At 73.1% G+C, this 22,583-nt stretch carries 26 protein-coding genes and 3 pseudogenes; 14 read left to right on the top strand and 15 right to left on the bottom strand.

Going from position 1 to position 22,583, the window contains the following annotated elements; all coding sequences use genetic code 11:
• Nucleotides 1-28: 28 nt before the first annotated feature.
• From ABZ842_RS35660 to ABZ842_RS35640, 5 genes are all read right to left on the bottom strand, one after another.
• Nucleotides 29-1,423 carry a DoxX family protein gene (locus tag ABZ842_RS35660; protein WP_361546832.1) on the bottom strand — a complete coding sequence of 465 codons (1,395 nt, stop codon included), beginning with the start codon at nt 1,421-1,423 and terminating at the stop codon, nt 29-31.
• A gap of 12 nt (nt 1,424-1,435) precedes the next feature.
• Nucleotides 1,436-2,152 (bottom strand): class I SAM-dependent methyltransferase, encoded by a 717-nt coding sequence (locus tag ABZ842_RS35655; RefSeq protein WP_361546829.1) that lies wholly within the window; start codon nt 2,150-2,152, stop codon nt 1,436-1,438.
• Between the two features lie 314 nt (nt 2,153-2,466).
• On the bottom strand, nt 2,467-3,000 hold the full coding sequence (locus ABZ842_RS35650) for a putative immunity protein (protein ID WP_361546826.1): 534 nt from the start codon (nt 2,998-3,000) through the stop codon (nt 2,467-2,469).
• A gap of 153 nt (nt 3,001-3,153) precedes the next feature.
• A complete protein-coding gene (locus tag ABZ842_RS35645; RefSeq protein ID WP_361546823.1) occupies nt 3,154-3,486 on the bottom strand; it encodes a hypothetical protein in 333 nt (110 codons plus the stop codon).
• A gap of 209 nt (nt 3,487-3,695) precedes the next feature.
• Nucleotides 3,696-4,160, bottom strand: a complete 465-nt coding sequence (locus ABZ842_RS35640; RefSeq protein ID WP_361546863.1) for a DUF6194 family protein — start codon at nt 4,158-4,160, stop codon at nt 3,696-3,698.
• 47 nt (nt 4,161-4,207) lie between these two features.
• Between ABZ842_RS35640 and ABZ842_RS35635 the strand changes: the two genes are divergently transcribed.
• Together ABZ842_RS35635 and ABZ842_RS35630 are read left to right on the top strand one after the other, a co-directional pair.
• Complete coding sequence (locus ABZ842_RS35635) at nt 4,208-4,993, top strand: MerR family transcriptional regulator (RefSeq protein ID WP_361546820.1); 786 nt, start codon at nt 4,208-4,210, stop codon at nt 4,991-4,993.
• 65 nt (nt 4,994-5,058) lie between these two features.
• A complete protein-coding gene (locus ABZ842_RS35630; protein WP_361546817.1) occupies nt 5,059-6,279 on the top strand; it encodes an MFS transporter in 1,221 nt (406 codons plus the stop codon).
• Here ABZ842_RS35630 and ABZ842_RS35625 read toward each other — a convergent pair.
• Nucleotides 6,266-6,895, bottom strand: a complete 630-nt coding sequence (locus tag ABZ842_RS35625) for a TOPRIM nucleotidyl transferase/hydrolase domain-containing protein (RefSeq protein ID WP_361546814.1) — start codon at nt 6,893-6,895, stop codon at nt 6,266-6,268. The genes ABZ842_RS35630 and ABZ842_RS35625 overlap by 14 nt on opposite strands.
• 287 nt (nt 6,896-7,182) lie before the next feature.
• Between ABZ842_RS35625 and ABZ842_RS35620 the strand changes: the two genes are divergently transcribed.
• Nucleotides 7,183-7,614, top strand: coding sequence for an SgcJ/EcaC family oxidoreductase (locus ABZ842_RS35620; protein ID WP_361546811.1), 432 nt, complete (start codon nt 7,183-7,185; stop codon nt 7,612-7,614).
• 10 nt (nt 7,615-7,624) lie between these two features.
• Here ABZ842_RS35620 and map read toward each other — a convergent pair whose 3' ends face one another.
• On the bottom strand, nt 7,625-8,392 hold the full coding sequence (gene map, locus ABZ842_RS35615; RefSeq protein WP_361546808.1) for a type I methionyl aminopeptidase: 768 nt from the start codon (nt 8,390-8,392) through the stop codon (nt 7,625-7,627).
• 354 nt (nt 8,393-8,746) lie between these two features.
• Between map and ABZ842_RS35610 the strand changes: the two genes are divergently transcribed.
• Nucleotides 8,747-9,400 carry a class I SAM-dependent methyltransferase gene (locus ABZ842_RS35610; RefSeq protein WP_361546805.1) on the top strand — a complete coding sequence of 218 codons (654 nt, stop codon included), beginning with the start codon at nt 8,747-8,749 and terminating at the stop codon, nt 9,398-9,400.
• A 76-nt stretch (nt 9,401-9,476) separates the two neighbouring features.
• Nucleotides 9,477-10,391: an aminoglycoside phosphotransferase family protein gene (locus tag ABZ842_RS35605; RefSeq protein WP_361546802.1), complete on the top strand. Its 915-nt coding sequence runs from the start codon at nt 9,477-9,479 to the stop codon at nt 10,389-10,391.
• A 26-nt stretch (nt 10,392-10,417) separates the two neighbouring features.
• On the opposite strand, the gene ABZ842_RS35600 is transcribed toward ABZ842_RS35605, so the two are convergent.
• From ABZ842_RS35600 to eno, 3 genes are all read right to left on the bottom strand, one after another.
• A complete protein-coding gene (locus tag ABZ842_RS35600) occupies nt 10,418-10,744 on the bottom strand; it encodes a hypothetical protein (RefSeq protein ID WP_361546799.1) in 327 nt (108 codons plus the stop codon).
• Nucleotides 10,692-11,276, bottom strand: coding sequence for an RNA polymerase sigma factor (locus tag ABZ842_RS35595; protein WP_361546796.1), 585 nt, complete (start codon nt 11,274-11,276; stop codon nt 10,692-10,694). Before ABZ842_RS35595 ends, ABZ842_RS35600 begins: the two co-directional genes overlap by 53 nt.
• Nucleotides 11,277-11,481: 205 nt before the next feature.
• Nucleotides 11,482-12,768 carry a phosphopyruvate hydratase gene (gene eno, locus ABZ842_RS35590; protein ID WP_361546793.1) on the bottom strand — a complete coding sequence of 429 codons (1,287 nt, stop codon included), beginning with the start codon at nt 12,766-12,768 and terminating at the stop codon, nt 11,482-11,484.
• Nucleotides 12,769-12,869: 101 nt separating this feature from the next.
• Here eno and ABZ842_RS35585 point away from each other — a divergent pair, with 101 nt between their 5' ends.
• The 3 genes and pseudogenes from ABZ842_RS35585 (at nt 12,870) to ABZ842_RS35575 (ending at nt 14,841) form a co-directional block, all read left to right on the top strand.
• Nucleotides 12,870-13,748 (top strand): winged helix-turn-helix transcriptional regulator, encoded by an 879-nt coding sequence (locus tag ABZ842_RS35585; protein WP_361546790.1) that lies wholly within the window; start codon nt 12,870-12,872, stop codon nt 13,746-13,748.
• A 28-nt stretch (nt 13,749-13,776) separates the two neighbouring features.
• Nucleotides 13,777-14,106, top strand: a pseudogene (locus tag ABZ842_RS35580) (gamma-glutamylcyclotransferase family protein); the annotation flags it as partial.
• 84 nt (nt 14,107-14,190) lie between these two features.
• Nucleotides 14,191-14,841: a pyridoxal 5'-phosphate synthase gene (locus tag ABZ842_RS35575; RefSeq protein ID WP_361546860.1), complete on the top strand. Its 651-nt coding sequence runs from the start codon at nt 14,191-14,193 to the stop codon at nt 14,839-14,841.
• 85 nt (nt 14,842-14,926) lie between these two features.
• Here the strand turns inward: ABZ842_RS35575 and ABZ842_RS35570 are convergent.
• A pseudogene (locus tag ABZ842_RS35570) lies at nt 14,927-15,538 on the bottom strand (ATP-binding cassette domain-containing protein); the annotation flags it as partial.
• A gap of 79 nt (nt 15,539-15,617) precedes the next feature.
• Complete coding sequence (locus tag ABZ842_RS35565) at nt 15,618-15,779, bottom strand: hypothetical protein (protein ID WP_361546788.1); 162 nt, start codon at nt 15,777-15,779, stop codon at nt 15,618-15,620.
• 284 nt (nt 15,780-16,063) lie between these two features.
• On the opposite strand from ABZ842_RS35565, the gene ABZ842_RS35560 reads away from it, so the two are divergent.
• Entirely contained in the window at nt 16,064-16,699 is a 636-nt protein-coding gene (locus tag ABZ842_RS35560) for a MerR family transcriptional regulator (RefSeq protein WP_361546785.1), read from the top strand.
• Between the two features lie 47 nt (nt 16,700-16,746).
• Here ABZ842_RS35560 and ABZ842_RS35555 read toward each other — a convergent pair whose 3' ends face one another.
• Entirely contained in the window at nt 16,747-16,935 is a 189-nt protein-coding gene (locus ABZ842_RS35555) for a DUF6126 family protein (RefSeq protein ID WP_361546782.1), read from the bottom strand.
• Nucleotides 16,932-17,282 (bottom strand): metalloregulator ArsR/SmtB family transcription factor, encoded by a 351-nt coding sequence (locus ABZ842_RS35550; protein ID WP_361546779.1) that lies wholly within the window; start codon nt 17,280-17,282, stop codon nt 16,932-16,934. The genes ABZ842_RS35555 and ABZ842_RS35550 overlap by 4 nt, the downstream gene beginning before the upstream one ends.
• A 291-nt stretch (nt 17,283-17,573) precedes the next feature.
• Here ABZ842_RS35550 and ABZ842_RS35545 point away from each other — a divergent pair, with 291 nt between their 5' ends.
• From ABZ842_RS35545 to ABZ842_RS35530, 4 genes and pseudogenes are all read left to right on the top strand, one after another.
• Nucleotides 17,574-19,292 carry a SulP family inorganic anion transporter gene (locus ABZ842_RS35545; RefSeq protein ID WP_361546857.1) on the top strand — a complete coding sequence of 573 codons (1,719 nt, stop codon included), beginning with the start codon at nt 17,574-17,576 and terminating at the stop codon, nt 19,290-19,292.
• Between the two features lie 10 nt (nt 19,293-19,302).
• On the top strand, nt 19,303-19,719 hold the full coding sequence (locus ABZ842_RS35540) for an ATP-binding protein (protein ID WP_361546854.1): 417 nt from the start codon (nt 19,303-19,305) through the stop codon (nt 19,717-19,719).
• Nucleotides 19,720-19,748: 29 nt separating this feature from the next.
• Nucleotides 19,749-20,171: an STAS domain-containing protein gene (locus tag ABZ842_RS35535; RefSeq protein WP_361546776.1), complete on the top strand. Its 423-nt coding sequence runs from the start codon at nt 19,749-19,751 to the stop codon at nt 20,169-20,171.
• 96 nt (nt 20,172-20,267) lie between these two features.
• Nucleotides 20,268-20,949, top strand: a pseudogene (locus ABZ842_RS35530) (transposase); the annotation flags it as partial.
• A gap of 33 nt (nt 20,950-20,982) precedes the next feature.
• On the opposite strand, the gene ABZ842_RS35525 reads toward ABZ842_RS35530, so the two are convergent.
• On the bottom strand, nt 20,983-21,996 hold the full coding sequence (locus ABZ842_RS35525) for a helix-turn-helix domain-containing protein (RefSeq protein WP_361546774.1): 1,014 nt from the start codon (nt 21,994-21,996) through the stop codon (nt 20,983-20,985).
• Between the two features lie 299 nt (nt 21,997-22,295).
• Between ABZ842_RS35525 and ABZ842_RS35520 the strand changes: the two genes are divergently transcribed.
• A complete protein-coding gene (locus ABZ842_RS35520; RefSeq protein WP_361546771.1) occupies nt 22,296-22,445 on the top strand; it encodes a hypothetical protein in 150 nt (49 codons plus the stop codon).
• Nucleotides 22,446-22,583: the final 138 nt, after the last annotated feature.

Below are 22,583 nucleotides of genomic sequence, written 5' to 3'. Positions count from 1 at the left end.
TTCCGTCGGGCGCGGGGGCCGAGGACGCCTACCGCAGCGAAGAGCTTTCCTGCACCCAGTTGAAGCCGCGGCCGACCAGGGGCAGGGAGTCCAGGTCCAGTCGGCTCAGCCGGAGTCGCACGTGGTGTCCGTCCACGTCGCCCTCCAGCGTCAGCCGGTCGTCCCCGACGCGCACCAGCGCGAGCGTCGCCTTCCACTGCGGATCGGTCATCTTCAGCAGGGTGATCGAGCGGCCCGCCATGTCGATCGTGGCGGCGTGCAGGTCGAACGAGTCGTCCATGTGCTGGACCGTGACGACGTCGACGGACTCCACGACCAGCCGCCGCCAGCGCCGGCCGTCGGTCGTCAGCGCCGGCCGGTCGCGCCCGTCGCACTCGTACGCGTCCACGTTCCAGATGCCGTACAGCTCCGGCTTCGCGCGCCCCGGCCCGAAGGCGGTCCAAAACCTCCGGTCGTTGCGGAGTTGGGCGCCGAGCATCCACAGTCCGGCGGCGACCTGCGCCGCCGCGGCGATGCGGTTCGCACGGCGCGTGCGGAACAGCTCCGAGCTCACGGCCGGCCGGACCTCGCGCCGCGACAGGGAGAACTCGACCAGACGGGCCGTCTCCGGCGCCAGCAGCACCAGGCTCAGCAGGAGCAGATGGAGCGAGTGGAGCTTCACCGGGACGTCGTAGGTCATGTTGAGGATGAAGACCTGCGTCAGCTCCAGCGCGCACAGCAACGCCCCCGGCGTCGTCGTCCTCGGCAGGAGCAGCAGCAGGCCGCCGGCGATCTCCGCGCACCCCAGCAGCACCTGGTACGGCTTCGACGCGCCCGTCTGCGACCACAGCGCGGTCATCGGGCTGAAGTTGCCGAACGGCTCGACGAGTTTGGCCAGCGGCAGCTGGAACTGGAGCGGGACGACCTTGGCGGCGCCGTAGTGGAACATCTGCCCCGCCAGGCACATCCGCACCAGCAGCCGGAACCTGGCGTCCGAGGTGACGTCGCCGGTGCGCGGGCGGTGGCGGTCGAGCGCGGACCAGAGCCCGGTGGCCGCGGCGGCGGCCGTCAGCCAGCAGAACTGCCCCACCCACGCGTACCGGTTGTCACCGCCGTCGAAGTGGTCGCCCACCGTCGTGTCGAAGACGCGGGCGGCCACCCACTGGCGTACGGGACGGATCGCCCAGACCTTCGCCCAGGCGTCGGCCGCCTTCTGCCGGTGCCCCAGCCCGCCGCCGATCACGCTCAACAGGATCTGGGGCGTCGTCAGGCAGTAGAGCCCGGAGTAGACGACGCCGAAGCGGGAGGCGACCTGGGTGACGGCGCTCCACTGCGGCGAGTCGAGCGCCTTGCCGACCCGCGGCCCCGTCCGCCGGGCCGCCCGGTTGGACGGCGAGGAGGACGAGAGGGTCCGCAGCAGCGCGCGTACCGTGGGCACCTTCATGAGTCATCCCCTTCAGACGCGACGGAACCGGCCGAGCCAGGCGGGCATGTCGAAGGGCTCCGACGCGGACGGCAGCAGCCCGTGCATGGTGGTGTCGGTCAGGGACTCGACCGTCCAGCCGTCGGCGAAGCCCTTGGCCAGGTCGTCGGCGGAGCGGTGCGGGCCGTGCGGGGCGGAGTCGTCGTCGGGCGGGCCCGCGGGTATCCCCTCGATCGCCTCCGCGAGCCGGGCCTGCATCACGGCGGAGCCGCGGTCGCTGATCGAGAGCACGTGGACGAGCGCGCCGGGGCGGCAGACGCGGTGCAGCTCCGCCGCGTACGCCCGCAGTTGGTCGGGGCCGAAGGTGTGGGCGAGCCCGCAGTCGACGACGGTGTCGAAGCGGCCCTCGTAGCCGGAGAGGTCGAGGGCGTCGGCGACGTCGAAGGTGGCGTCGAGGCCGCGTTCGCGCGCGCGGTCGCGGGCGATGGAGATCGCCGTGGGCGCCAGGTCGAGCCCCGTCACGAAGTGGCCCCGAGCGGCCAGATAGAGCGCGTTCTCACCGCTGCCGCAGCCGGAGTCGAGCACTGCGCCGCTGATCAGCCCCGCCTCTTCGAGGATGACGAAGGCGGGTTGCGGCCCGCCGGTGTCCCAGGGCGGTCGCTCGCCGAAGGGGCTCTCGCCGCGGTAGACCGCGTCGAAGACCTCGGTCATCGCGGCCGTGCCGGTGGGGCGGGCAGCAGGTTCTGTCATGCGTCGATGGTCCCGCCCGCGTCGCCCCGGCTCCCGGTCTCTTGCCGACTTCTGTCAGCGGGCGGGACGGGGTGCGCGCCCGCCCGTGGCTTGTCGCGCAGTTCCGCCCCCCACGCCCGAAGGGCGTGGGGGGACCCCCAGCGCCACCTGTTTCGCTGCCCCCGGCATTCGTCTGCGGGCTGGGGCACAGGCTTTTAGGGGCGCGGGGAACTGCGCGACAAGCCCACCACCGGGCTGCAGAGACCAACGCTCCCGCAGGGAAACGGCGGCTACGTCCGAAGGCACAGGGCCGCGCGGGGCTCTGCGGACAGCCCTCAGGTGCGAAGCGTCGCGTCGAGGTCGCGGAGGAACTCGCCCACGCGCCCGCCGCCGTTCGGCGCCGCCGGCAGCCGGTCGAGCACCGCGGTGACCGCCGCCGGCGCGTGCCTCCGCGCCCACTCCAAGGTCACCACCGTGGCGCCGCAGTCCTCTTCGTGCGCCAACTCCTCCGCCCGCGCCGCGTGCGCCGCCGCGCCGAGGACGTGCCGCACCTGGTGGGCGCTGGCCGTGGGGTGGAGGTACGCGGCGGCAGCGGCGAGGCTCGCCGCCCGCGCCGCGTCGACCGCGGCCGGCGACTCCGCCTCGCGCGCCGCCCGGTGCGCCGCCCACGCGCTCTGCCGCAGCGCGCCGGTGCGCCGGCCGCCCGCGGCGAAGGCGTCCGCCGCGGCGACGGCGTCGCGGGGGCGGGTGTCGGCTGGACGGCTCCGCTCGAAGATCGACAGGACCCGGCGCGCGCAGTCGGCTGCGTAACCGGCGATCTGCCGGAGTTCGTCCTCGGTCAACTCGATCGTGCGTGACGTGGTGGGCACGGCTCCATCGTGCCGCACAGCCGCGTGTGGCGCCCACACTCCATTCGCCATCGAACGGAATTTCCCAAGAAGTTCAGTTCGAATTACGGGGTCAAAGGAAAGCGGGCAGTCGGTCTCGACTGCCCGCTTTGCTCGGGAGCTCAAGGGGTGAGGTCAGCTGGGGTTGTTGTGCCAGCCGGAACAGCCCTTGTGGTCCTCGCAGACCCGGAATTTCGTGATCCGCGAGTCGAGCGCGATCCAGGGGCCCCAGTTGCCGTCGGCGCCGTTGCCGTCCCACTGGGACACGTGCGCGCCGTTCGCCAGGTAGGCGTCCGCGTACACCCCGTTCCCGTCCCGCTCGCCGTCGTAGGCGCGCATCGCGTAGGCCGTGGCCTGCGCGCGGTCGTCGCCGTGGCTGAGGACGGTCGCGGAGGCGGACGTGGCCGTGGTGATGGTGAGCAGCGCGGCGCCGCCCAGCACCGCCGAAGACCTCAGTAGGTGTTTCATGGTCGAATTCACGGTGCCTCCTGCTCGACGGAATATCGCGGTCGAATTCACTGTAGAAATCGTGGAGATGGGTCAGCTAGGCGATATTCCGTCAACGTTGCTTTTGTCATTCCGCGACATTATCGAACTGGCGCGCAATGCATTCTGGGGCAGGTGGTGCGAACGGATTCTCCGGAAGTGTGGGAATTACGCGTTCCGGATCGGCGCCATCAGCGCTCGCCCGCACCTCGCCGGGCGAGGCGGGCGCGGGCGGCGGCGTGGGCGTCGCGCAGCAGCCGTATGACCGTGTCCGTCGTCCGCTCGCCGGGATTGACGACGCAGACCCAGCCGAGCGCGCCGTACACCGGGTGCGGCAGTACGAGATCGGTGGCGGCGTGGTCGCGGGGGAGGCGGAGACCGCGCGGCTCCTCCCCGGTGAGGTCCCGGAACGCGGCCCGGTCGACGCGGACGTTCACGCGCCAGCGGCCCGGCGGATCGAGGTCGGACGCGGTGTCGTCGGGGTAGTCCTTGGTGATGACCGTCCCGTACGGCTGGACGCCGTGCGGCACCTCGCCGTCGGGGGCGCAGTAGAAGAAGGTGTCGCCCCACGCCAACTCGGGGAAGTCGCCGTCCCGGGTGGGGACGAGCACGAGTGCGCCCTCGAAGCCGCGCACGGTCGCGATGATCTGTTCCATACTCATGGTTCAAGCGTGACCTTCAAGTGCTTATGTGGGGTTGGTCCATGGACGGGTCGGTGAGCGGTGCTCCGCAGACGCCGCTGAGGACGGTCGACGTCGCGCGCGCGACCGGGTACTCGCTCCAACAGGTCCGTGACCTGGAGCGGCTGGGGGTCATTCCGCCGGCCGCCCGATCGAGCAACGGGTACCGGTGTTACGCACCGATCCACCTCCGGGCCCTGCGCGCCTATCGGGGGCTCGCGGGCGCGGTGGGGCCGGTCGAGGCCCGGCAGGTGCTCGCCGAGCTGCGCACGCGGACGGTGGCGGAGGCGGCGTCGGCGATCAACGAGGCGCACGTCCGGCTGGCGCGGGAGCGTGCCGAGGCGCTGCGCGCCCAAAGGGCGCTGGAGGCGATCGGGGCCGAAGCTGACCGGGCCGGGCCCGCGCACCAGGGCGAGCACCCCGGCGAGGGCGTTGACGAGGGCGAGGGGGACTGGATGACGATCACGGAGCTCGCCGGAGCTCTCGGCGTACGCCCTTCGGCCCTGCGGTTCTGGGAGCAGGAAGGGCTCGTCGCCCCCGAGCGGGTGACGTCCCTGCGGGCCCGTCGCTACGGGCTCCCCGCGATCCGCGCGGCCAGGATCGTCGTGGCGCTGCGCAGCGCCGGCTACGGCGTTCCCGCGGTGCGCGAGACCATGGCGTCCCTGCACCGGCTCGACGGCCTGGACGAGGCCCGGGACGTGCTGAGCCGACGGCTCGACCAGATCGCCGTACGGACCGTGGCCCTGCTGCAGGCGGGCCCGGACCTGGCGGGCGTCGTCACGTCCGCCCACGAGCCCGAGGCCCTTTGACGCGGCAACCGGCGTCCCTGAGGCGCCGGGAGTGCGCCGGCGCACTCGGGGGTAGGTGCGTCGGCATGGCCGTGTCGAAGGCAAGCGGGTCCGCCCGGTCCGGCACCACCACCGCCACGCCGGCGCTGCGACGGCTGAGAAGGATGCGGCTGGCCGTCAGCGCGGTCTTCTTCGTCACCGGCGCCGCCTTCGCCACCTGGGCCTCCCGCGTTCCCGCCGTGCAGGACCGGCTGGACCTCTCGGCCGGGCAACTCGCGGTGGCGCTGGTGGGGTTGAGCGGCGGGGCGTTCCTCGCGCTGCCGCTGATGGGCGGCCTGGTCGCCCGGTACGGCAGCCGTACGGTGCTCTGCGCCGGCATGGCCACGTACCTGACCGCCCTCGTGGGCCTCGCACTCGCGCCGGGGCTCGCGCTGCTCACCGCGGCCCTGGCGCTTTTCGCGTGCGGCAACACCGCCGTCGACGTGGCCATGAACACCCAGGGCGTGCTGGTCGAACGGGCCTACGGGCGCCCCGTGCTCGGCGGCTTCCACGCGATGTTCAGCCTGGGCGGCATCGTCGGAGCGGGCGTCGGCGGGCTCGCTGCCTGGGCCGGCGTCGGCACCGGTGCGCACTTCCCCGTCGCCGCGGTGGCGCTGTGCGCGGTGGCGGGCGCTGCGGTGACCGCACTGGCCCCCGAGCCGCAGCGGCAAGAACGGGCCGGGAAGGAGCCGGGACCGCTGCTCGCCCTGCCCGGTCCCGGGCTGTGGATACCCGGCCTCGTCGGCTTCTGCGCGCTGATGGGGGAGGGGGTCGTGAACGACTGGGGCGCGGTCTATCTGCACGAGGCGACGGGCGCGTCCGCGGGCGCTGCCGGCGCGGGCTTCGCCGTCTTCTCGGCCGGGATGGTCATCGGCCGGCTGACCGCCGACCGGATCCGGCCCCGCGTCGGCACGGCCCGCTTCACCGCGGGCTGCGCGGCGGTGGCCGCCGTCGGGGGCGCGGTCCCCGTCGCCGTCCCCACGGCCACCGCCGGCTTCGTCGGCTACGGCCTGCTGGGGCTGGGCATGGCAGCCGTCGTGCCGGTCGTCTTCAGCCACGCCGCCGACCTGCGCCCCGAACGCCCCGGCCCGGCCATCGCCGCCGTCTCCGCGGTCGGCTACGTCGGCTTCCTCGCCGGACCGCCCGTCATCGGCTTCCTCACCGAGGCGACGGACATCCGTACGGCGATGCTGGTGCTGCCCGCGCTCATGGTCGCCATGGCCGCGCTCGCCGTACGCCTGCGCCGGCCGCCGGTCACAGTCCGGTGAGCAGGTCGTCGAGCGGGGCGGGGACGCGATCGAGGTCCAGCGCCTCGACGAGGACCCGACCGTAGTGGATCTTGCGGCCCTTCTTCGTGCCGAAGAAGCGGCGCAGTTGCTGCCGGGACGTGCGGCCCTGCTGCGCGGGCTGTTGGAGGAAGGTCCGCAGGGGACGCAGATCGCCCTGCGCCCGGACGAGTTCCTCGACCCGTGCCGTGCCCAGCGCACGGATCAACTCGTCCTCCAGATCCGCCGTGCAGACGAAGAACTCCGGCTCCCCACCGGCCGGCTGCGCACCGGCCCGCTCCCAGCCGCGCGCGTAATAGCGACGCTCCGCCTCGTCGCACAGCCCCGTCAGCCGCAGCCCCAGACCGGGCGGCCCGAGGAGGCCGGCGAACCGGCCCACGCTCATGGCGCCCCCCATCGACAGCACGCACACCCCCTCGGCCGCCAGGTCCCGGCCGCGGCGCGCGGCAAGCGCGTCGACCGCGGCGACGTCGCTCGGCCCCTCCAACAGGACCGCCGTCCGTACGCGCAGCGCCGCGGCCAACTCGCGCGCGGGCCCGCCGGGTCCACCGGCCGCCCACGCCGTCACCGCTGCCCGGAACGCCCCCATCTCCGTCATGCAGCGAGTCTGCGGTTTCTCCGGCCGCCGCGGTAGGCAATTTCCGCCGGGCCCGGGACGCGGCCCTGTGACGGTCCCGGCGGGCGGGGAACTCCTCCACCAGCGCGACTACTGACCGCCGCCGCCCCGGCTCCTGCGACTCACGGCCGCGGCCGACCCCTCGGGTGGGACCGGCGCCGATCCGAACGCACTTGACCTCGATCATGCTTGAGGTTGTCGGATGGGTGTCCGGCGGCCGACGCGGTCGCCCCGGACGCAGTCCGGAACACCCGCTGGAAGGAACGGTCATGACCAACGAGGTACTCGTCGTGGGAGCGGTGTCGCCGCAGGTGCGGGAGGCGGTGTCCGGGGTGGTGAAGGCGTTGGAGGAGGCGTTCAACGCCAAGGACCCGAGCGCGCTGAGCGAGCAGTTCGCCGTCGAGGCGTCCTGGTCCAACGCCATGGGCACCCGGCTCGACGGTCGGGAGGCGATCGCCGAGTTCAGCGCTCCGGCGCTGAAGGGGTTCCTCCGCGACTCCTTCGCCCGTTACGACGTCGTCAAGCTGTTGGAGGTCGCCCCGGGGGTGATCGCCGTGAACGTGGTCCAGACGCCCACCGACGCCACCGGCGGCCCCACCGACGGTCTCCGCGGGTCGACGCTCTACGTCGTGGCCGAGCGCCCGGAGGGCTGGAAGATCGTGGCGGGGCAGAACACCGCCGTGTCGACTCCGGCCTCCTGACGGGGTGCGGTCAGGGCAGGGTGAGGACGCGGGGGCCCCGGTCGGTGATGGCGACGGTGTGTTCGAAGTGGGCGGCGCGGCTGCCGTCGGTGGTGCGCAGGGTCCAGCCGTCGACGTCGGTGCGGTACCTGTCGCGTCCTCCGGCCATCAGCATGGGCTCGATGGCGAGCACCAGGCCGTGCCGCAGGGGGAAGCCGCGGCCGGGGCGCCCGCGGTTGGGGACATGCGGGTCCTCGTGCATGCTGCGGCCGATGCCGTGGCCGCCGAAGTCGGCGGGCATGCCGCAGCCCGCCTTGCGGGCGACGGCGTCGATCGCGTGGGAGATGTCGCCGATGCGACCGCCGACCCGGGCGGCGGCGATGCCCGCGTCGACGGCCCGTCGGGTGGCGTCGATCAGGTCGAGGTCCGCGGGGCGGGGCGTTCCGACGGTGAAGCTGACGGCCGCGTCACCGGCCCAGCCGTCGAGCAGGGCGCCGCAGTCGACGCTCACCAGGTCGCCGTCGCGCAGCCGGTAGTCGGTCGGGATGCCGTGGCTCACGGCGTCGTTGACGGAGGTGCAGATCACCGCGGGGAAGGGGACCGGGGCGAAGGACGGCTGGTACCCGAGGAAGGGCGAGGTGGCGCCGGCCTCGGCCAACACCGCGCGGGCCGCCTCGTCGAGCTCCGTCAGAGACACCCCCACGTCGGCCGCGTCCTGGACCGCGGCCAGGGCGCGGGCGACCACGCGCCCGGCCTCCCGCATCGCGTCCATCGCGGCATCCGTCTTGATCTCAACCATGTGCTGGCGCTCCTCGCCTCACTGCCTGCCCAATACTTATACCGGTATTAGTATCACGGATTCGCCGGATGGCCGACAGCGTCAAGCGCCCGATCCCACGCCTGCCCCGCCCACGGCGCGGCTGTGCCGTGCGGCGAGCTGGGTTGATGCGTCTGCGGCCCGTCGGTGGCTGTTCGCGCAGTTCTTCGGGCCCCTAAGTGCCTCCGTCTTCAGCCGGTAGGCGAGTGACGGGGGTAGCGAATCAGGGGCGCGAGGAACTGCGCGACAAGCCACAGACGGGCCGGTAGAGACCGACGCTCCCGCAGGGACACGGCGCGGCTACGGCCAAAGACGCGGGGGACTAGGGTCGCCCGCATGGCCGAGCCCTCCTATCTGACCGCCGTCCGCGAGTCGTACGACACGGTCGCCGCCGACTACGTCGAACGCATCCCGCCCCCCGCCGCGTTGGACCCGCTGTCCCGCGCAATGCTGGCGGGGTTCGCCGAGCTCGTACGGTCGGCCGGACTCGGGCCGGTCGCCGACCTGGGGTGCGGCCCCGGTCGCATCACGGCGCACCTGGCCGGGCTGGGGGTGTCCGCCTTCGGTGTCGACCTGTCGCCGAAGATGGTCGAGTTGGCCCGCGACGCCTACCCGGACCTGCGGTTCGCGGAGGGCTCGATGACCGCGCTGGAGACGGCGGACGGCGAGCTCGGCGGCATCCTGGCCTGGTACTCCACCCACCACACGCCCCCGCAGGCGCTGCCGGCGGTGTTCGCCGAGTTCCACCGCGCGCTCGCGCCCGGCGGCTACCTGCTCTGGGGGGACTACGTCGGCGATGAACGGCTCCAGCCGACCCATGTCTACGGCCGTCGGGTCTCCTACGAGTCGCACCTCCTTCCCCTGGACCACGTGGTCGGCCTGCTGGAGCGGGCCGGGCTCGCCGTCACCGCGCGACTGGAGCAGGCGCCCGCCGGGCGGGTGAACAGGCCGCACGCCTGCCTGGTGGCCCGCAGACCCGAAGCGCCCTGACCGTCCGCGCGGGGCCGCCCGGACGCCGAGCGGCCCCGCGCGAAGCCGCGACCCCACCCCCGTAGGGTGGCTTCGCATGACCGACTCCGAGATCGAGATCACCGCAGACCTGGTCCACGACCTCCTGCAGGAACAACATCCGGACCTGGCAGGACTGGCCGTCCGCGAAGTGGCGGGCGGCTGGGGCAATCAGATGTGGCGCCTCGGGGACGACCTGGCCGTACGCATGCCGCGCACGGAAGGCGCCCCGGACCTCCTGCGCAAGGAGGCCCGATGGCTGCCCGTCCTCGCCCCGCGCCTGCCGCTCCCCGTTCCCGAGCCCGTACGGACCGGTGAACCGTCCGCGCGCTTCCCGAAGCCCTGGACCGTCATGTCCTGGGTCCCCGGCGAACCGCTGGACCGCACCGCCATCAGCCGCGGCGACCACGCAGCCGCCGCGCTCGCGAGCTTCCTCAGGGCGCTCCACGTGCCCGCGCCCGACGACGCGCCGATCAGCGCGGACCGCGGCGACCACCCCAAGAAGTGCACCGACGGCTTCGACCACTTCTTCCACGCCGTCGTCCCCGACGCCCTCCCCCGTGACGTCGCCGACGCCGTCCGGGCCGTCTGGGACGACGCGTGCGCGGCACCCGAGTGGGAGGGCCCGCCGCTGTGGGTGCACGGCGACCTCCACCCCGCGAACGTCGTCGTCTCGGACGGGACCCTCGCGGGCGTGATCGACTTCGGTGACATGTTCGCCGGCGACCCGGCCTGGGACCTCGCGGCGGCCTGGGTCCTCCTCCCCGCCGGCGCCGCCTCCCCCTTCTTCGCCGCATACGCGCAGGCGGACGAGGGAACGATCCGACGCGCCCGCGGGCTGGCCGCCCTGAAGGCCCTGTTCCTGTTGCTCATGGGCCAAAACGGCGACCGCGGCCTGCCCGGCGGCAAACCGGCATGGGGCCCCGCGGGGCGGGTGGCAATCGACCGCGTCCTGGAAAACGGCCCGCGGTAGCCCCGCCCGGACGGCGGACGCGGCGCTCACTCCACCTGCGCCGGACTCCGTGCGGCCACGGTCAGCTCGCAGCGGCCGTCCTCACAGCTGCGCCGCAGCCTGCCGCGCGACAGGGTCTGCGCCAGGCCGACGGTCCAGCACAGGGGGCAGCCGCGCAGCGCCAACAGCCCCACCGGGGCCAGCAGCAGGCTCACCGGTCCGGTGACCGGGATCAGGAGCACCGAGGCGGCCAGGGAGCCGAACCCGGCGGCGCCGCGCGCCAGGTGGCGGGGTACCGAAGCGCTGGCGAAGTCGCCCGACTCACGCACGTCCACCACCTCCCCGGGGTGCGGCCGGCGGCGCGGCGTCCGCATCGGGCGCCGGTCGCAGCGCCTCGCGCACCGTCGCCCGGGCCCGGTGCAGCCGTGACTTCATCGCGGCCGTGCTCAGACCGAGGGCGTCGGCGGTCATCCGGCCGCTGTAGCCCTGGACGTCCCGCATGATCAGCACCCGCCGCTGGTCGGCGGGGAGCGCGGCGATGGCCCGGGCGACGAGTTCGGCCTCCAGACGCAGCAGCACGTCGTCCTCCGACGAGGGGACGGCTCTGTCCGGCAGCGGCGCGGAGCCGCGGAGCATCAGCCGGGTGCGGCGCAGGCACTCGTTGCGGACGATCCGGAACATCCAGGAGGCCAGCGCGCCCGAGGCCCGTAGCATCCCGATCTTCCGATACAGGATGATCAGCGCTTCCTGTGCGGCGTCCTCGGCGTCCTGCGGGGTGGCGCACAGGGAGTGCGCGAACCGCCGTACGTGCGGATGGGACCCGGACACCAGGGCGGCCACGGCCTCCCCGTCGCCGTCCTGGGCTGCGGCGATGAGCTGGTCGCCGGGCCAGGCGCGGTCAGCCACGGCGGTTCCCCCGGCGACGCAGGAAGAAGAGGGTGCAGGCGCACAGAAGGACGGCTCCGCCGATGACGGCACCCGTGATCATGACTACCTCCGGTTCGTGTACGGCCCGTTCGTCCGTACCCCCATGAGAGGCGCCCCGACGACGGAAGGATTCGGAACGCCTCGACGACCCGGCAGCGGGGAGGCGCGGCGGCGGCGCGCTGCGTCAGCCTCGTAGCCCCAGCGCCCGGCGCCCCGCGTACCGCGCCTGCGCGCCCAGCTCCTCCTCGATGCGGACTAGTTGGTTGTACTTGGCGGTGCGGTCGGCGCGCGAGAGGGAGCCGGTCTTGATCTGGCCGCACCCCGTGGCGACCGCGAGGTCGGCGATCGTGGTGTCCTCGGTCTCCCCGGAGCGGTGCGACATGACGACGGTGTAGCCGGCGCGGTGCGCGGTGGCGACGGTGGCCAGGGTCTCGGTGACGGTGCCGATCTGGTTGACCTTCACCAGGATCGAGTTGGCGATCCCGTCCCGGACGCCGGCCGCCAACAGCGCCTCGTTGGTGCAGAAGACGTCGTCCCCGGTGAGCTGGCAGCGGTCGCCGAGCCGCGCGGTGAGCGCGCGCCACCCCTCGTGGTCGTCCTCCGCCATCGGGTCCTCGATGGAGGCGACGGGGTAGCGGTCGACCAGCGACGCCAGGTAGTCGGCGTGCTCGGCGGGGGAGCGGCGCACGCCCTCGCCCGCGTACTCGTACGCGCCGTCGCGGAAGAACTCGGAGGCGGCCGGGTCCATCACCAGTGTGAAGTCGGTGCCGGGCGCGTAGCCGGTCTGCTCGATCGCGCGCACGACGAAGTCCAGGGCCTCCTCGGCGGTGCGCAGATCGGGCGCGAAGCCGCCCTCGTCGCCGACGTTCACGCTGTGGCCGGCGGCGACGAGGTTGCTCCGCAGGGTGTGGAAGACCTCCGAGCCCATGCGGACCGCCTCGGCGAAGTCGGCCGCCCCGATCGGGGCGATCATGAACTCCTGGAAGTCGAGCGGATTGTCCGCGTGGGCGCCGCCGTTGACGATGTTCATCATCGGCACCGGCAGCAGCCGGGCGTCGATCCCGCCGACGTAGCGGTACAGCGGCAGGCGGTGGGAGGCCGCCGCCGCCTTGGCCACCGCCAGCGAGACGCCGAGAATCGCGTTCGCGCCCAGCCGTCCCTTGTCGGGGGTGCCGTCCAGGTCGATCAGCGCCGCGTCGACCGTCGCCTGGTCGTCGGCGCCGAGGCCGACCACCGCGTCGGAGATCGAGTCGTTCACGGCGTCGACCGCGCGCCTGACGCCCCTGCCGTGGAAGCGGGTCGGATCGCCGTCGCGCAGCTCCACCGCCTCGCGCGCCCCGGTGGACGCGCCCGAGGGGACGGCCGCTCGGCCCAGCGACCCGTCCGAGAGGACGACGTCGACCTCCACCGTCGGGTTGCCCCGGCTGTCGATGATCTCGCGTCCCACGATCCGGTTGATGACGACGGGCACGCCGCGACTCCTCACGTTCGATCCGCCGCGCTACACATCACGACGGGATAAGTTTCTTCATGGAACAAAGTGGGTCCTGAAAATGAACCTACTATGGGCCCATGAGGATGCACAACGCCGACGAGACCTGCGGCATCGCCCAGGCCGCCGTCGTCCTGGGCGACTGGTGGAACGTGCTCGTGCTGCGCGAGATCGCCCGCGGCCATGTCCGTTTCGACGCGCTCGCCGCCGAGATCGGCCTGTCGCGGAACGTGCTCACCGAGCGGCTCGGCCGGCTCGTCGCCCGCGGAGTGCTGCGCCGCAGCCTCTACCAGCGACGCCCGGTGCGCTACGAGTACCTGCTCACCGACGCCGGGGCCGCGCTGCTGCCGCTGCTCGTCGCCATGCAGGACTGGGGCGACCGCTGGATGCTCGGCGACGGCAGTCTCACGGCGATCAGCGCGCAGGACGGCTCGGAGCACGCCCGCGTCCACGCCCTGGTCGGCACCGAGCTGCCCGACGGCCTCGCGCTGCCGAGCACCCGGGGCGAGGAGACCGCCGAACTGCCCCTGATCTCCGCCGAAGCCCGCGCCACGGTCCTGTTCGCCTACCCCGGCACCGGGGTCGACTGGGGCGATCCGCCGATCCCCGGAGCCCACGGCTGCACCCTGGAGAACCGACTCTTCCGGGACGCCTGGCCGACGTTCCGGCGGGCCGGCGTGGACGTGCGCGGAGTCAGCACCCAGTTCGCCCACGAGCAGGCCGCGTTCGCCCGCGCCGAGGAGGTGCCGTACGCCCTGCTCTCCGACGCCGCCCATCGACTGGCAGCGGCCCTGCGACTGCCCACCTTCCGCGGCGCGGGCCGGCTGCGGCACAAGCGGCTGATCCTGGTCGCCGACGCCGAACGCACCGTGCGCCACGCCCTGTTCCCCGTCGTCGACGTCCCGCACGCCGTCGACGAAAGCCTGCGCCTGGCCGCCGAGTGCGCACGCACCCCCTGACCGCCCACCCGCGAAGGAGTCACGTCCGATGGCCGAACGCCCCCTCCACCGCCTCTTCTCGTACGGCACGCTCCAACTGCCCGAAGTCCAGCTCTCGCAGTTCGGCCGACTCCTCGACGGCGCCCCGGACGCCCTGCCCGGCCACCGCACGACCACCGTCCTGATCACCGACCCCGACGTGATCCGGGCCAGCGGCACCGACCGCCACCCGATGGTCGTCGCGTCCCCGGACGCACAGGACGCCGTCGAAGGGAGCGTGTTCGCCATCAGCGACGCCGAACTCGCCGCGGCCGACGCCTACGAGGTCGACGACTACGCCCGCGTCGAGGTGACCCTGAGCTCGGGGACCCGCGCGTGGGTGTACCTGGACCGTACGAGCAGTGCGCCCGCGAACGCCGGTGCCGGTGTCGGTGCGGCCGAGCCGGTGGACGTACGGCAGTGGCTGCGGAGCCTGGACGTGTTCGCAGGCCCGCTCGCGGAGTTCGACCCGGCCGCCGCCCCGGCCGACCCCGTCGCACTGTTCCTCGACTGGCTGCGGGCGGCCGTCGCGGCGGGCGCCCCCGACCCGCACGCCATGACCCTCTCCACGGTCGACGAGGACGGCGTCCCGGACGCCCGGGTGCTCATCCTCAAGAACATCGAGGACGCCGGCGCCGACGCCGGCTGGCAGTTCGCCGCGCACGCCCGCAGCCCCAAGGGCCGCCAACTCGCCGCCCGCCCGCACGCGGCCCTCACCTTCTACTGGCCCCTCCTCGGGCGCCAGGTCCGGGTCCGCGGCGACGTCGAGCCCGCCGCCCCCGAGCAGAGCGCCGCCGACCTGCTGGCCCGCTCGCCCTCCGCCCGCGCCGAGGCGCTGCTGGGCCGGCAGAGCGAACACCTCGCCGAACCCGCGGAGCGCGACCGCGCCCTGCGCCCGGCGCTGGCCCGCATCGAGGCGGAGCCCGACCTGGTCGACCCGGAGTGGACCCTCTACACCCTCGTCCCCATCCGGATCGAGTTCTGGCAGGCGGACAAGGACCGCCTCCACACCCGGCTGCGCTACGAACGCCCCGACCGCGACGGCGCCTGGGAGCGTCGGGCGCTGTGGCCCTGACGCACGGCCACCGTGCGCAGGGCCGGCACGAGACGGCGGGGCGGGAGCGGCTTCCGTCCGCTGCGTGGGGGCAACTCGCCGGCGCTCATCCGCGTTGCCCGATGCGCCAGTGCCGGGCCCGCTCGTAACTCCGGACGAGTCGGGCGAACGCGCCGCCCCTGCACAGCAGTTCCGCGGCCGTGCCCGCCTCCACGACGCGGCCGTCGTCGAGTGCGACCACGTGGTCCGCGGCGGCCAGCGTGGCGGGCCGGTGCGCGATCACGATGACCGTGCGGTCGGGGTCGTTCCCCGGATTGGCGATGGCCTGCGTGATCGCCGCCTCGTTCTCCGGGTCGAGCGCGGAGCCGGCCTCGTCGATCAGCACGATGCGGGCCCGCTTGAGCATCGCGCGGGCGATGGCCACGCGCTGGCGTTCGCCGCCCGACAGCTGGGCGCCGGCCTCGCCGACCCGGGTGGGCCACCCGTCGGGCAGCCGCTCGATCACCTCGTCCAGCCGCGCGGCGCCCGCCGCCCGCGCCAACTCGTCCCACGTCGCGCCCGGGTGGGCGAGGCGCAGGTTGTTCTCGATGGTGTCGTCGAAGAGGTAGACGTCCTGGAAGACGATGGCGATCTCGTCGAGAAGGACGCCGGGGTCGAGTTCGCGCACGTCGACGCCGCCGATGCGGACCGCTCCCGCGTCGACGTCGAAGAACCGGGCCGCACGATCCGTACCCGCAACTCGTGCAGGACCTTCGCGTCCGCGTAGTGGCCGACGCGCGAGGTCTGCACGAGCAGCATCAGCCGAGGCCGGCCCCCGCGGCGCCGATGCCGACCCAGGTCCACACGGCCGCGCGGGCGCCCGACGGGTCGTCGAGTAGGGCCCGCGCGATCTCGGCGACGGCGACGTACGGCACGAGGCCCGCCGCCGCGCTCAGGGACGAGGGGACCGCGCAGACCACGAGGTGGCCCCGGACCGGCGCGAGCAGTCGCGCCAGCGCTCCTGCCTTCGCCAGCCCGGGCGGCGGGTCCGCGCCCGCGGACGGCTACGCCGCCGCGACCGCACGTGCTGGTGCCGTGGTGCTCATGTTGGTGTTCCTCCCCCGGAGTTCGCCCTCGCCACCGGTTCTCAGCCCTGACCCCAAATGTCCGGAAACCACCTCCGCGGCCCCGATGAGGTGTGGCAAGGTATGCCTAACCTCACAAGATCTTGAGTCTTCAAGGCGACTTGATGTCAAATGTCTGCATGAGCGATCTCCGAGGCGTCTCGATCGGCCAAGCTGCGGCCCTCTACGACCTCGCCCCTTCGGCCCTGCGGTGGTGGGAGTCCCAACGGGTGCTCCCCGCCCCGCCGCGGGTGAGGGGCCGACGGGTCTACACGGAGACCGAACTCCGCCGCATCGGCCTCGCCTACCTGTGCTGCGTCACCGGAGCGATGCCCCTCGACGAGGCTTCCGTCGTGACCTCGGGCAGCAGGGACGGGGACTGGCAGGAGACGGTGCGGCGGCACGCCCGGGTGATCGAAGAGAAGATCGAACGGCTGCAGGGCGCCCGTGCGTACCTGCTGCACCTGGCCCAGTGCCCGGACGGCGACATCGTCAACGAGTGCACGGAACTCGACGGGGAACTGATGCACCACACCCCGCGCGGGCTCGTCCCCGCCCAGGGCCTCGTCGCGGCGGCCCGGTCCGTCACCGGCCGCACCTCGCCCCCGCGGCAGCGTGTGGAAAAGAAGCCTTCGCGTGACGAAAAGCCCGCCGCTGAGGGCCGCTGCGCCGTCTGTTCGGCACCCTTCGCACGCTCGGCGCGGGGGCGCCGTCGTACGTACTGCTCGCGCGCGTGCCAGCAGCGGCAGTACCGAAGGAACGCGAAGGGCGGATAGCCCTCGCGGAAGCGGAAGCGGTGTGGCGGCAGGGGCAACGCCCGCTGCTACTTGGCGCGTTCGCCCACGTAGAAGAGGATCCAGATGAACCCGGCGAAGAGGTGCGTGCCGAAGATGTAGAAGAAGACGCGGAGCGCGACCCCCTTCTCCAGCCACGCTTCCCGGTCCGTCTCGCCGCCCTCGCCGGCCCTGCCGGCCTTCGCGACCTCGTCGTCCTTCGCGGGACGTTCGCTCATGAGGTTCCTCGCTGGTCCGCGGTCGTCAGTTCGGCCAGCAGTTCGCTCTGGCCGGTGAGCATTTCGGTGAGGATCCGGCGGGCCGCCCGCATCAGCTCGGCCACGTCGCCGCCGGCCAGTGCGTACACGACGGTGGTGCCCTCGCGGGTGGCGGTCACGATGCCCGAGCGCCGGAGTACCGCGAGCTGCTGGGACAGGCTGGAAGGCTCGATCCCGATGTCGGCGAGCAGGTCGCGGACCGGCATCGGGCCGTCCTGGAGCAGTTCGAGGACCCGGATGCGGACGGGGTGGCCGAGCATGCGGAAGAACTCCGCCTTCGCCTGGTACAGCGGGACCGCGGGCTTCATGGGGAGTGCACCTCGCCTGAGGAATTGAAGAACTCTTCAAGCCTACCCCCAGGGTGGGTGGCGGTCGAATCCCTCGACGGGGCCGCGGCCCGTCACTGTTGTCGAATTGCAAAGTTTTGCAATTCCCTACATCATGGCCCGGGGCTTCCGTGGGGAGTCCGCCGCGAGCGGCGGCCGACGGCCCTCCGGTCGAGCGCCGGCGCGGGGTCGACGGCGAGGAGGGGTGTGGGCGATGCGGATTCCGCTGTCGGCCGAGTCGCGGGAAGTTGAGGAAACGATCCGTTGAGCACCATGGGGGCCCGCGGCATCGCCCGGGCGCGTTCTCTGCTGCCCTCCCGCGCCGACCTGGCGGTGCTGGCCCGCGACCCGAAGCGGGACCTGCTGGCCGGGCTGACGGTGGCGATCGTCGCACTGCCGCTGGCGCTCGGCTTTGGCGTCTCCTCAGGACTCGGCGCCGAAGCGGGGCTCGCGACCGCCGTGGTCGCCGGTGCGCTCGCCGCGGTCTTCGGCGGCTCGAACCTCCAAGTCTCCGGGCCGACCGGGGCGATGACGGTGGTCCTGGTGCCCATCGTCGCCCAGCACGGCCCCGCCGGCGTCCTCACCGTGGGCCTGCTCGCCGGGGCGGTGCTGCTGGCGCTGGCCGCCCTGCGGGCCGGCCGGTACATGGCGTACGTCCCGGCCTCCGTGGTGGAGGGGTTCACCCTCGGCATCGCCCTCGTGATCGGCCTGCAGCAACTCCCCAACGCCCTCGGCGTCGAAGCGGAGGGCGAGAAGGTCATCGCGGTGAGCTGGCACGCCGTCCGGGAGTTCGTCGCCGCGCCGAACTGGACCGCCCTCGCGCTCGCCGCCGGCGTCGCCGCGGTGATGCTGCTCGGGGCGCGTTGGCGCCCCGCCGTCCCGTTCTCGATCGTCGCGGTGATCGCCGCCACCGCGATCGCCCAGCTGTTCCACCTCGACCGGGCGGCCGTGATCGGCACCCTGCCGTCCGGTCTGCCCGCCCCCTCCCTCGGCTTCCTCGACCTCTCCGCGCTCGGACCGCTGCTCGCGCCCGCCCTCGCGGTCGCGGCCCTCGCCGCGCTGGAGTCGCTGCTGTCGGCGCAGGTCGCCGACGGCATGACGGTCGGGCAGCGGCACGACCCGGACCGGGAGCTGTTCGGACAGGGCGTGGCGAACATCGCCGCGCCCCTGTTCGGCGGGGTGCCCGCGACCGGCGCCATCGCCCGTACCGCGGTCAACGTGCGCAGCGGCGCCGTCTCCCGGCTCGCCGCGCTGGTGCACGCCGCCGTGCTCGCCGCCATCGTCTACGCCGCCGCCCCGCTCGTCTCCGAGATCCCGCTGGCGGCGCTGGCCGGAGTGCTCATCGCCACCGCCGTCCGCATGGTGGAGGTCGGTGCGCTGCGCGCGATGGCCCGCGTCACCCGCGCCGACGCCCTCGTCCTGGTCCTCACCGCGGTCGCGACCCTCGTGCTCGACCTGGTGTGGGCGGTGGTCATCGGCCTGGCGGTGGCCGGTGCGCTCGCCCTGCGGGCCGTCGCCCGCCAGGCCCGTCTGGACCGGATCGACATCCGCGCCGACCTGCCCGACGACCACAGCGACGAGGAACACGCCCTGCTCAGCGAGCACATCGTCGCCTACCGCGTCGACGGCCCCCTCTTCTTCGCCGCGGCCCACCGCTTCCTCGTGGAGCTGTCCGAGGTGGCCGACGTCCGGGTGGTGGTCCTGCGGATGTCCCGCGTCACCACCGTGGACGCCACCGGAGCCCTCGCCCTCAAGGACGCCATCGACGAGCTCCACCGCCGGGGCATCGTGGTGCTGGCCTGCGGCGTGCACCCTGCCCAGCGGCGGGCCCTGGACGCCGTCGGCGCGCTCGATCCGCTGCGGCGCGACGGACGGGTGCACGCCACCACCCCCGACGCGGTCGCCGCCGCCCGCGCACACCTGCAACGGACCGGACTACTGCCCGTCAGTGCTCTGCCCGGCCCGCGATCCGCTACCGAAGCAACCCGGTGAGGGCCCGATGATGTTCTCCGGTCTGGAAGACCTGCCGCAGCGACTCGTCGTCGCCCTCCCCGCCACGGGGAAGTCCGTGCGCCTCGCGCGCGAGACCGCCGAGCAGATCGTGACGCAGTGGGGGATATCCCCCGGTCACCCGAGCGTGGGCCCGGCCCTGCTGATCGTCTCCGAACTGGTCACCAACACCGTTCGGCACGCCGCCGTCACCTGCGACAACCTCACCGTGCTGTTCGCCGCCGGCCGGGACGCCCTCGCCTTCGCCGTGCACGACCGCCACCCCTACCAGCCGCCGCTGCACGCCGCCGCGCCCGGCAGCGGCCTCGCCACCGTCGCCGAACTCACCACGGACCTCGGCGGCACCGCCGTGGTCCGCGCCGACGGCGACGGCAACGGCAAGACGATCTGGATCACCCTGCCCCTGTGAACAGCCCCCTAGACGAAGGTAGGAGAGCCGTGACGATCGAGTGGCGCTACACCACCCGGCCCGGTCTGGGCGTCCTGTCCCTGTCCGGCCACCTCGGACCGGACGCCGTCAAACGCTTCCACGGCGCCATCGACTGGGTGGCCGCCCGCGGCACCGGACCGGTCATCCTCGACCTGACCCAACTGCGCGGCTGGTCCACGGACGGCCAACTAGCCATCATCCGCGCAGCCCGTCTCCTCGCCAGCCACGAGCGCCCCCTGCACCTCGCCGCCATCCCCGCTGACGGCTCCCTCGTCCCCAACGAGGGAGGACCCCGCATCCCGGTCCACGGCGACCTGCCCACCGCGCTCGCCGTCCACCCCACCGTCACCGCTGCCACCGCCGCCACCGCCGACCGCGAACGCGCCTGGCGCACCAGCCACTGGCCCGACGCGAGACCGTCCACGGCCTGAAGCGCCCGTCGAGCACCGAAGGCCCACGTCGGACGGTGGCACTCGTACAGCGTCACCTGGCTTCTCTCAGGATGCCCCGTCCTTCAGGGCGGGGAGCTGAAGGACGTCAAGGACGGGCTGCCCATGCACCGGCGGGCCGGGATGCCCCGGCCGAAGAAGAAGCGTGAGGCGCTGCCCACGCTGAACTACACGCAGCGCGGGTTCCGGCTGAAGGACGGCCGTCTCCATCTGGCGGGTGGGATCGTGTTGACGGTGGTGTGGTCGCGTGATCTGCCCGCCGCGCCATCCTCGGTGCGCGTGTACCGCGATGCGGTGGGCCACTGGTACAGCTCGTTCGCGCGCCAAGCTCTACGCGAAGATCGCCTGTCAGCGGCAGGACACTGCCCGCAGGTGGGCCAAGCGCGTGGTGCGCGACCACGACGCGATTGCGGTTGAGGACTTCCGGCCGAAGTTCCTCGCGCAGACCACCATGGCCCGTAAGGCCGCCGACGCGGCGATCGGTGCCACCAGGACGGCACTTGTCGAGATGGGCCGCAAGCACGGGCGCGATGTGCGCCTGGTGCGTCCCGCGCACACCACCATGGACTGCGCGTCGTGCGGAGCGAGAACCAAGCACGCACTTCCTCTTTCGGAACGTACCTACACCTGTACCGCGTGCGGAGTCGTTTCCCCTCGGGACAAGAACTCCGCGCGCGTGATGCTGGTCCGGGCCGGTCTCAACCCGGCTGGTGCCGAGGGCACAAGACCTGCGGGAGCGCTACTCCCGCAGGCAGCCTGAGCCAGGAATCCCCTCCTTCAGGGAGGGGAGGATTCAATCGCCGTGCAGTGTCAGCCGTCGGTACTCGCCGGGCGTCATGCCGTACGCGCTCCTGAAGGACCGGCTGAATTCGGCTGCCGTCAGACACCAACGCGCCGCGACGGCGTGGATGGGCTCGTCCGCCCGGTGCGGGTCGACGAGTTCGGCCCGGGCGCGCTCCAGCCGTCTGCGCTGGATCAGCGCCCCCACGGTGACGTCCTCGTGGCGGAAGACGCGGTGCAGATAGCTCGTGGAGATGTGGTGCGCCGCGGCCACCAGCGACGGGGTCAGGGCGGGGTCGCCCAGGTTCTGTTCGATGAACGCCCTGATCCGCAGGACGGTCGTGTGCCGCCGGGTGTGCTGCGGCAACGCCCGGTCGTCGTCCGACGCCTGAGCCAGCACGGCCGCCGTGAGGTCCGCGACGACCGTCCCGAGTCTCGGCCCGTCCGCGAGCCGGTACTCGGGGAGGTTGCGCACGAGGTGCCGCAGGAAGTGCGTCAGCAGGGCGCCGACCCCCCGGTCGTCCGGGACGGGCAGCCCGACGGCGCGGTCCGCGAGCCGTCGGGACAGCGGCAGCACGGCCTTCGGCACCTCGACCCCGACCATCAGGATCCGCCCCCGCTCCGCGGACGAACGGATCTCGACCGGCCGCGAGGAGTCGCTGGTGTGGAAGGTGCCCGGGCTTGTCCGCAGCGTCCTGTCGCGCCAGTCGGCGACCCCGCTGCCGCGCAGCATCAGCGTCAGGTGGTAGCTTTCGGGGTCCGACTGCCGGATGAGCTTGTCCGTACGGCGGAACAGCACCGGCGGGAAGGCCGCCGGCCACACCGTCACGTCCCCGAGCGCGATCACGCGCTGGCGCGCCCGGAAGTCGTCGGCGCGGTCGCTGTGCAGTTCCATCGGCGCGTGGGTGCTGCTCAGCAGTGTGCGCCAGTGGTCGAAGCGGTCCTTCGCGGCCAGGTGGCCGTTGGCGTACACGGCGGTGGGCAGGGGCGCTTCCGATGAGCCAGCGGGGGACGGCGTCCGGGACATGGCGGGTCCTTTCCAGTTCGACGGGCAACGGGGGTGCGACGCGTGGCCGTGGGACCACGGGGCGGGGCCCGCTCGCGTCCACCGCTTCCTGGGTGCGGTCCTTCTGTACGTCCGAACGGCTCGTGCAGTCCACTCTGCATCAAGGAACGCGCCACTCGACGCCAATGACGGGGTTGCCCCGCGCGGGCACGCTGTGGGGGACAGGGGATGCGGTTCCAGCCGGCCCGTTCGTCGTGACGACGCCCGCGGGGGTGCCCGTCGTCGCGCGCCGGGCCGGCCCGGTACTCAAGGAGGCTGTTGTGCAGTCGTTGACGACGATCGAGGACGGGATGATCGAGGGCGTGGCGCGGCGGCATCCGGTGGTCGGGCGGGCTTCCGCACTCGACCGTGCCGAGGAGGGCTGGGAGCCCGGCTGTCTGCCGGGCTCCCGGCCCGCAGCGCGAGCCTGATCCCGGAAGGTCCGCCCTGGAAGGCCCGTAACCCATACCCACCTGCGTCGGCGCCCTCCAACGCGTCGGCGTGCTTCTTCAGCATCTTGTCGAGGAAGCGGCGGTCGTTCTTGACGCGGACGCGCGAGTTCAGACAGC

Source organism: Streptomyces sp. NPDC047315, assembly GCF_040643215.1.
Lineage (GTDB): Bacteria > Actinomycetota > Actinomycetes > Streptomycetales > Streptomycetaceae > Streptomyces.
This window is presented reverse-complemented; position numbering and strand designations above follow the sequence as displayed.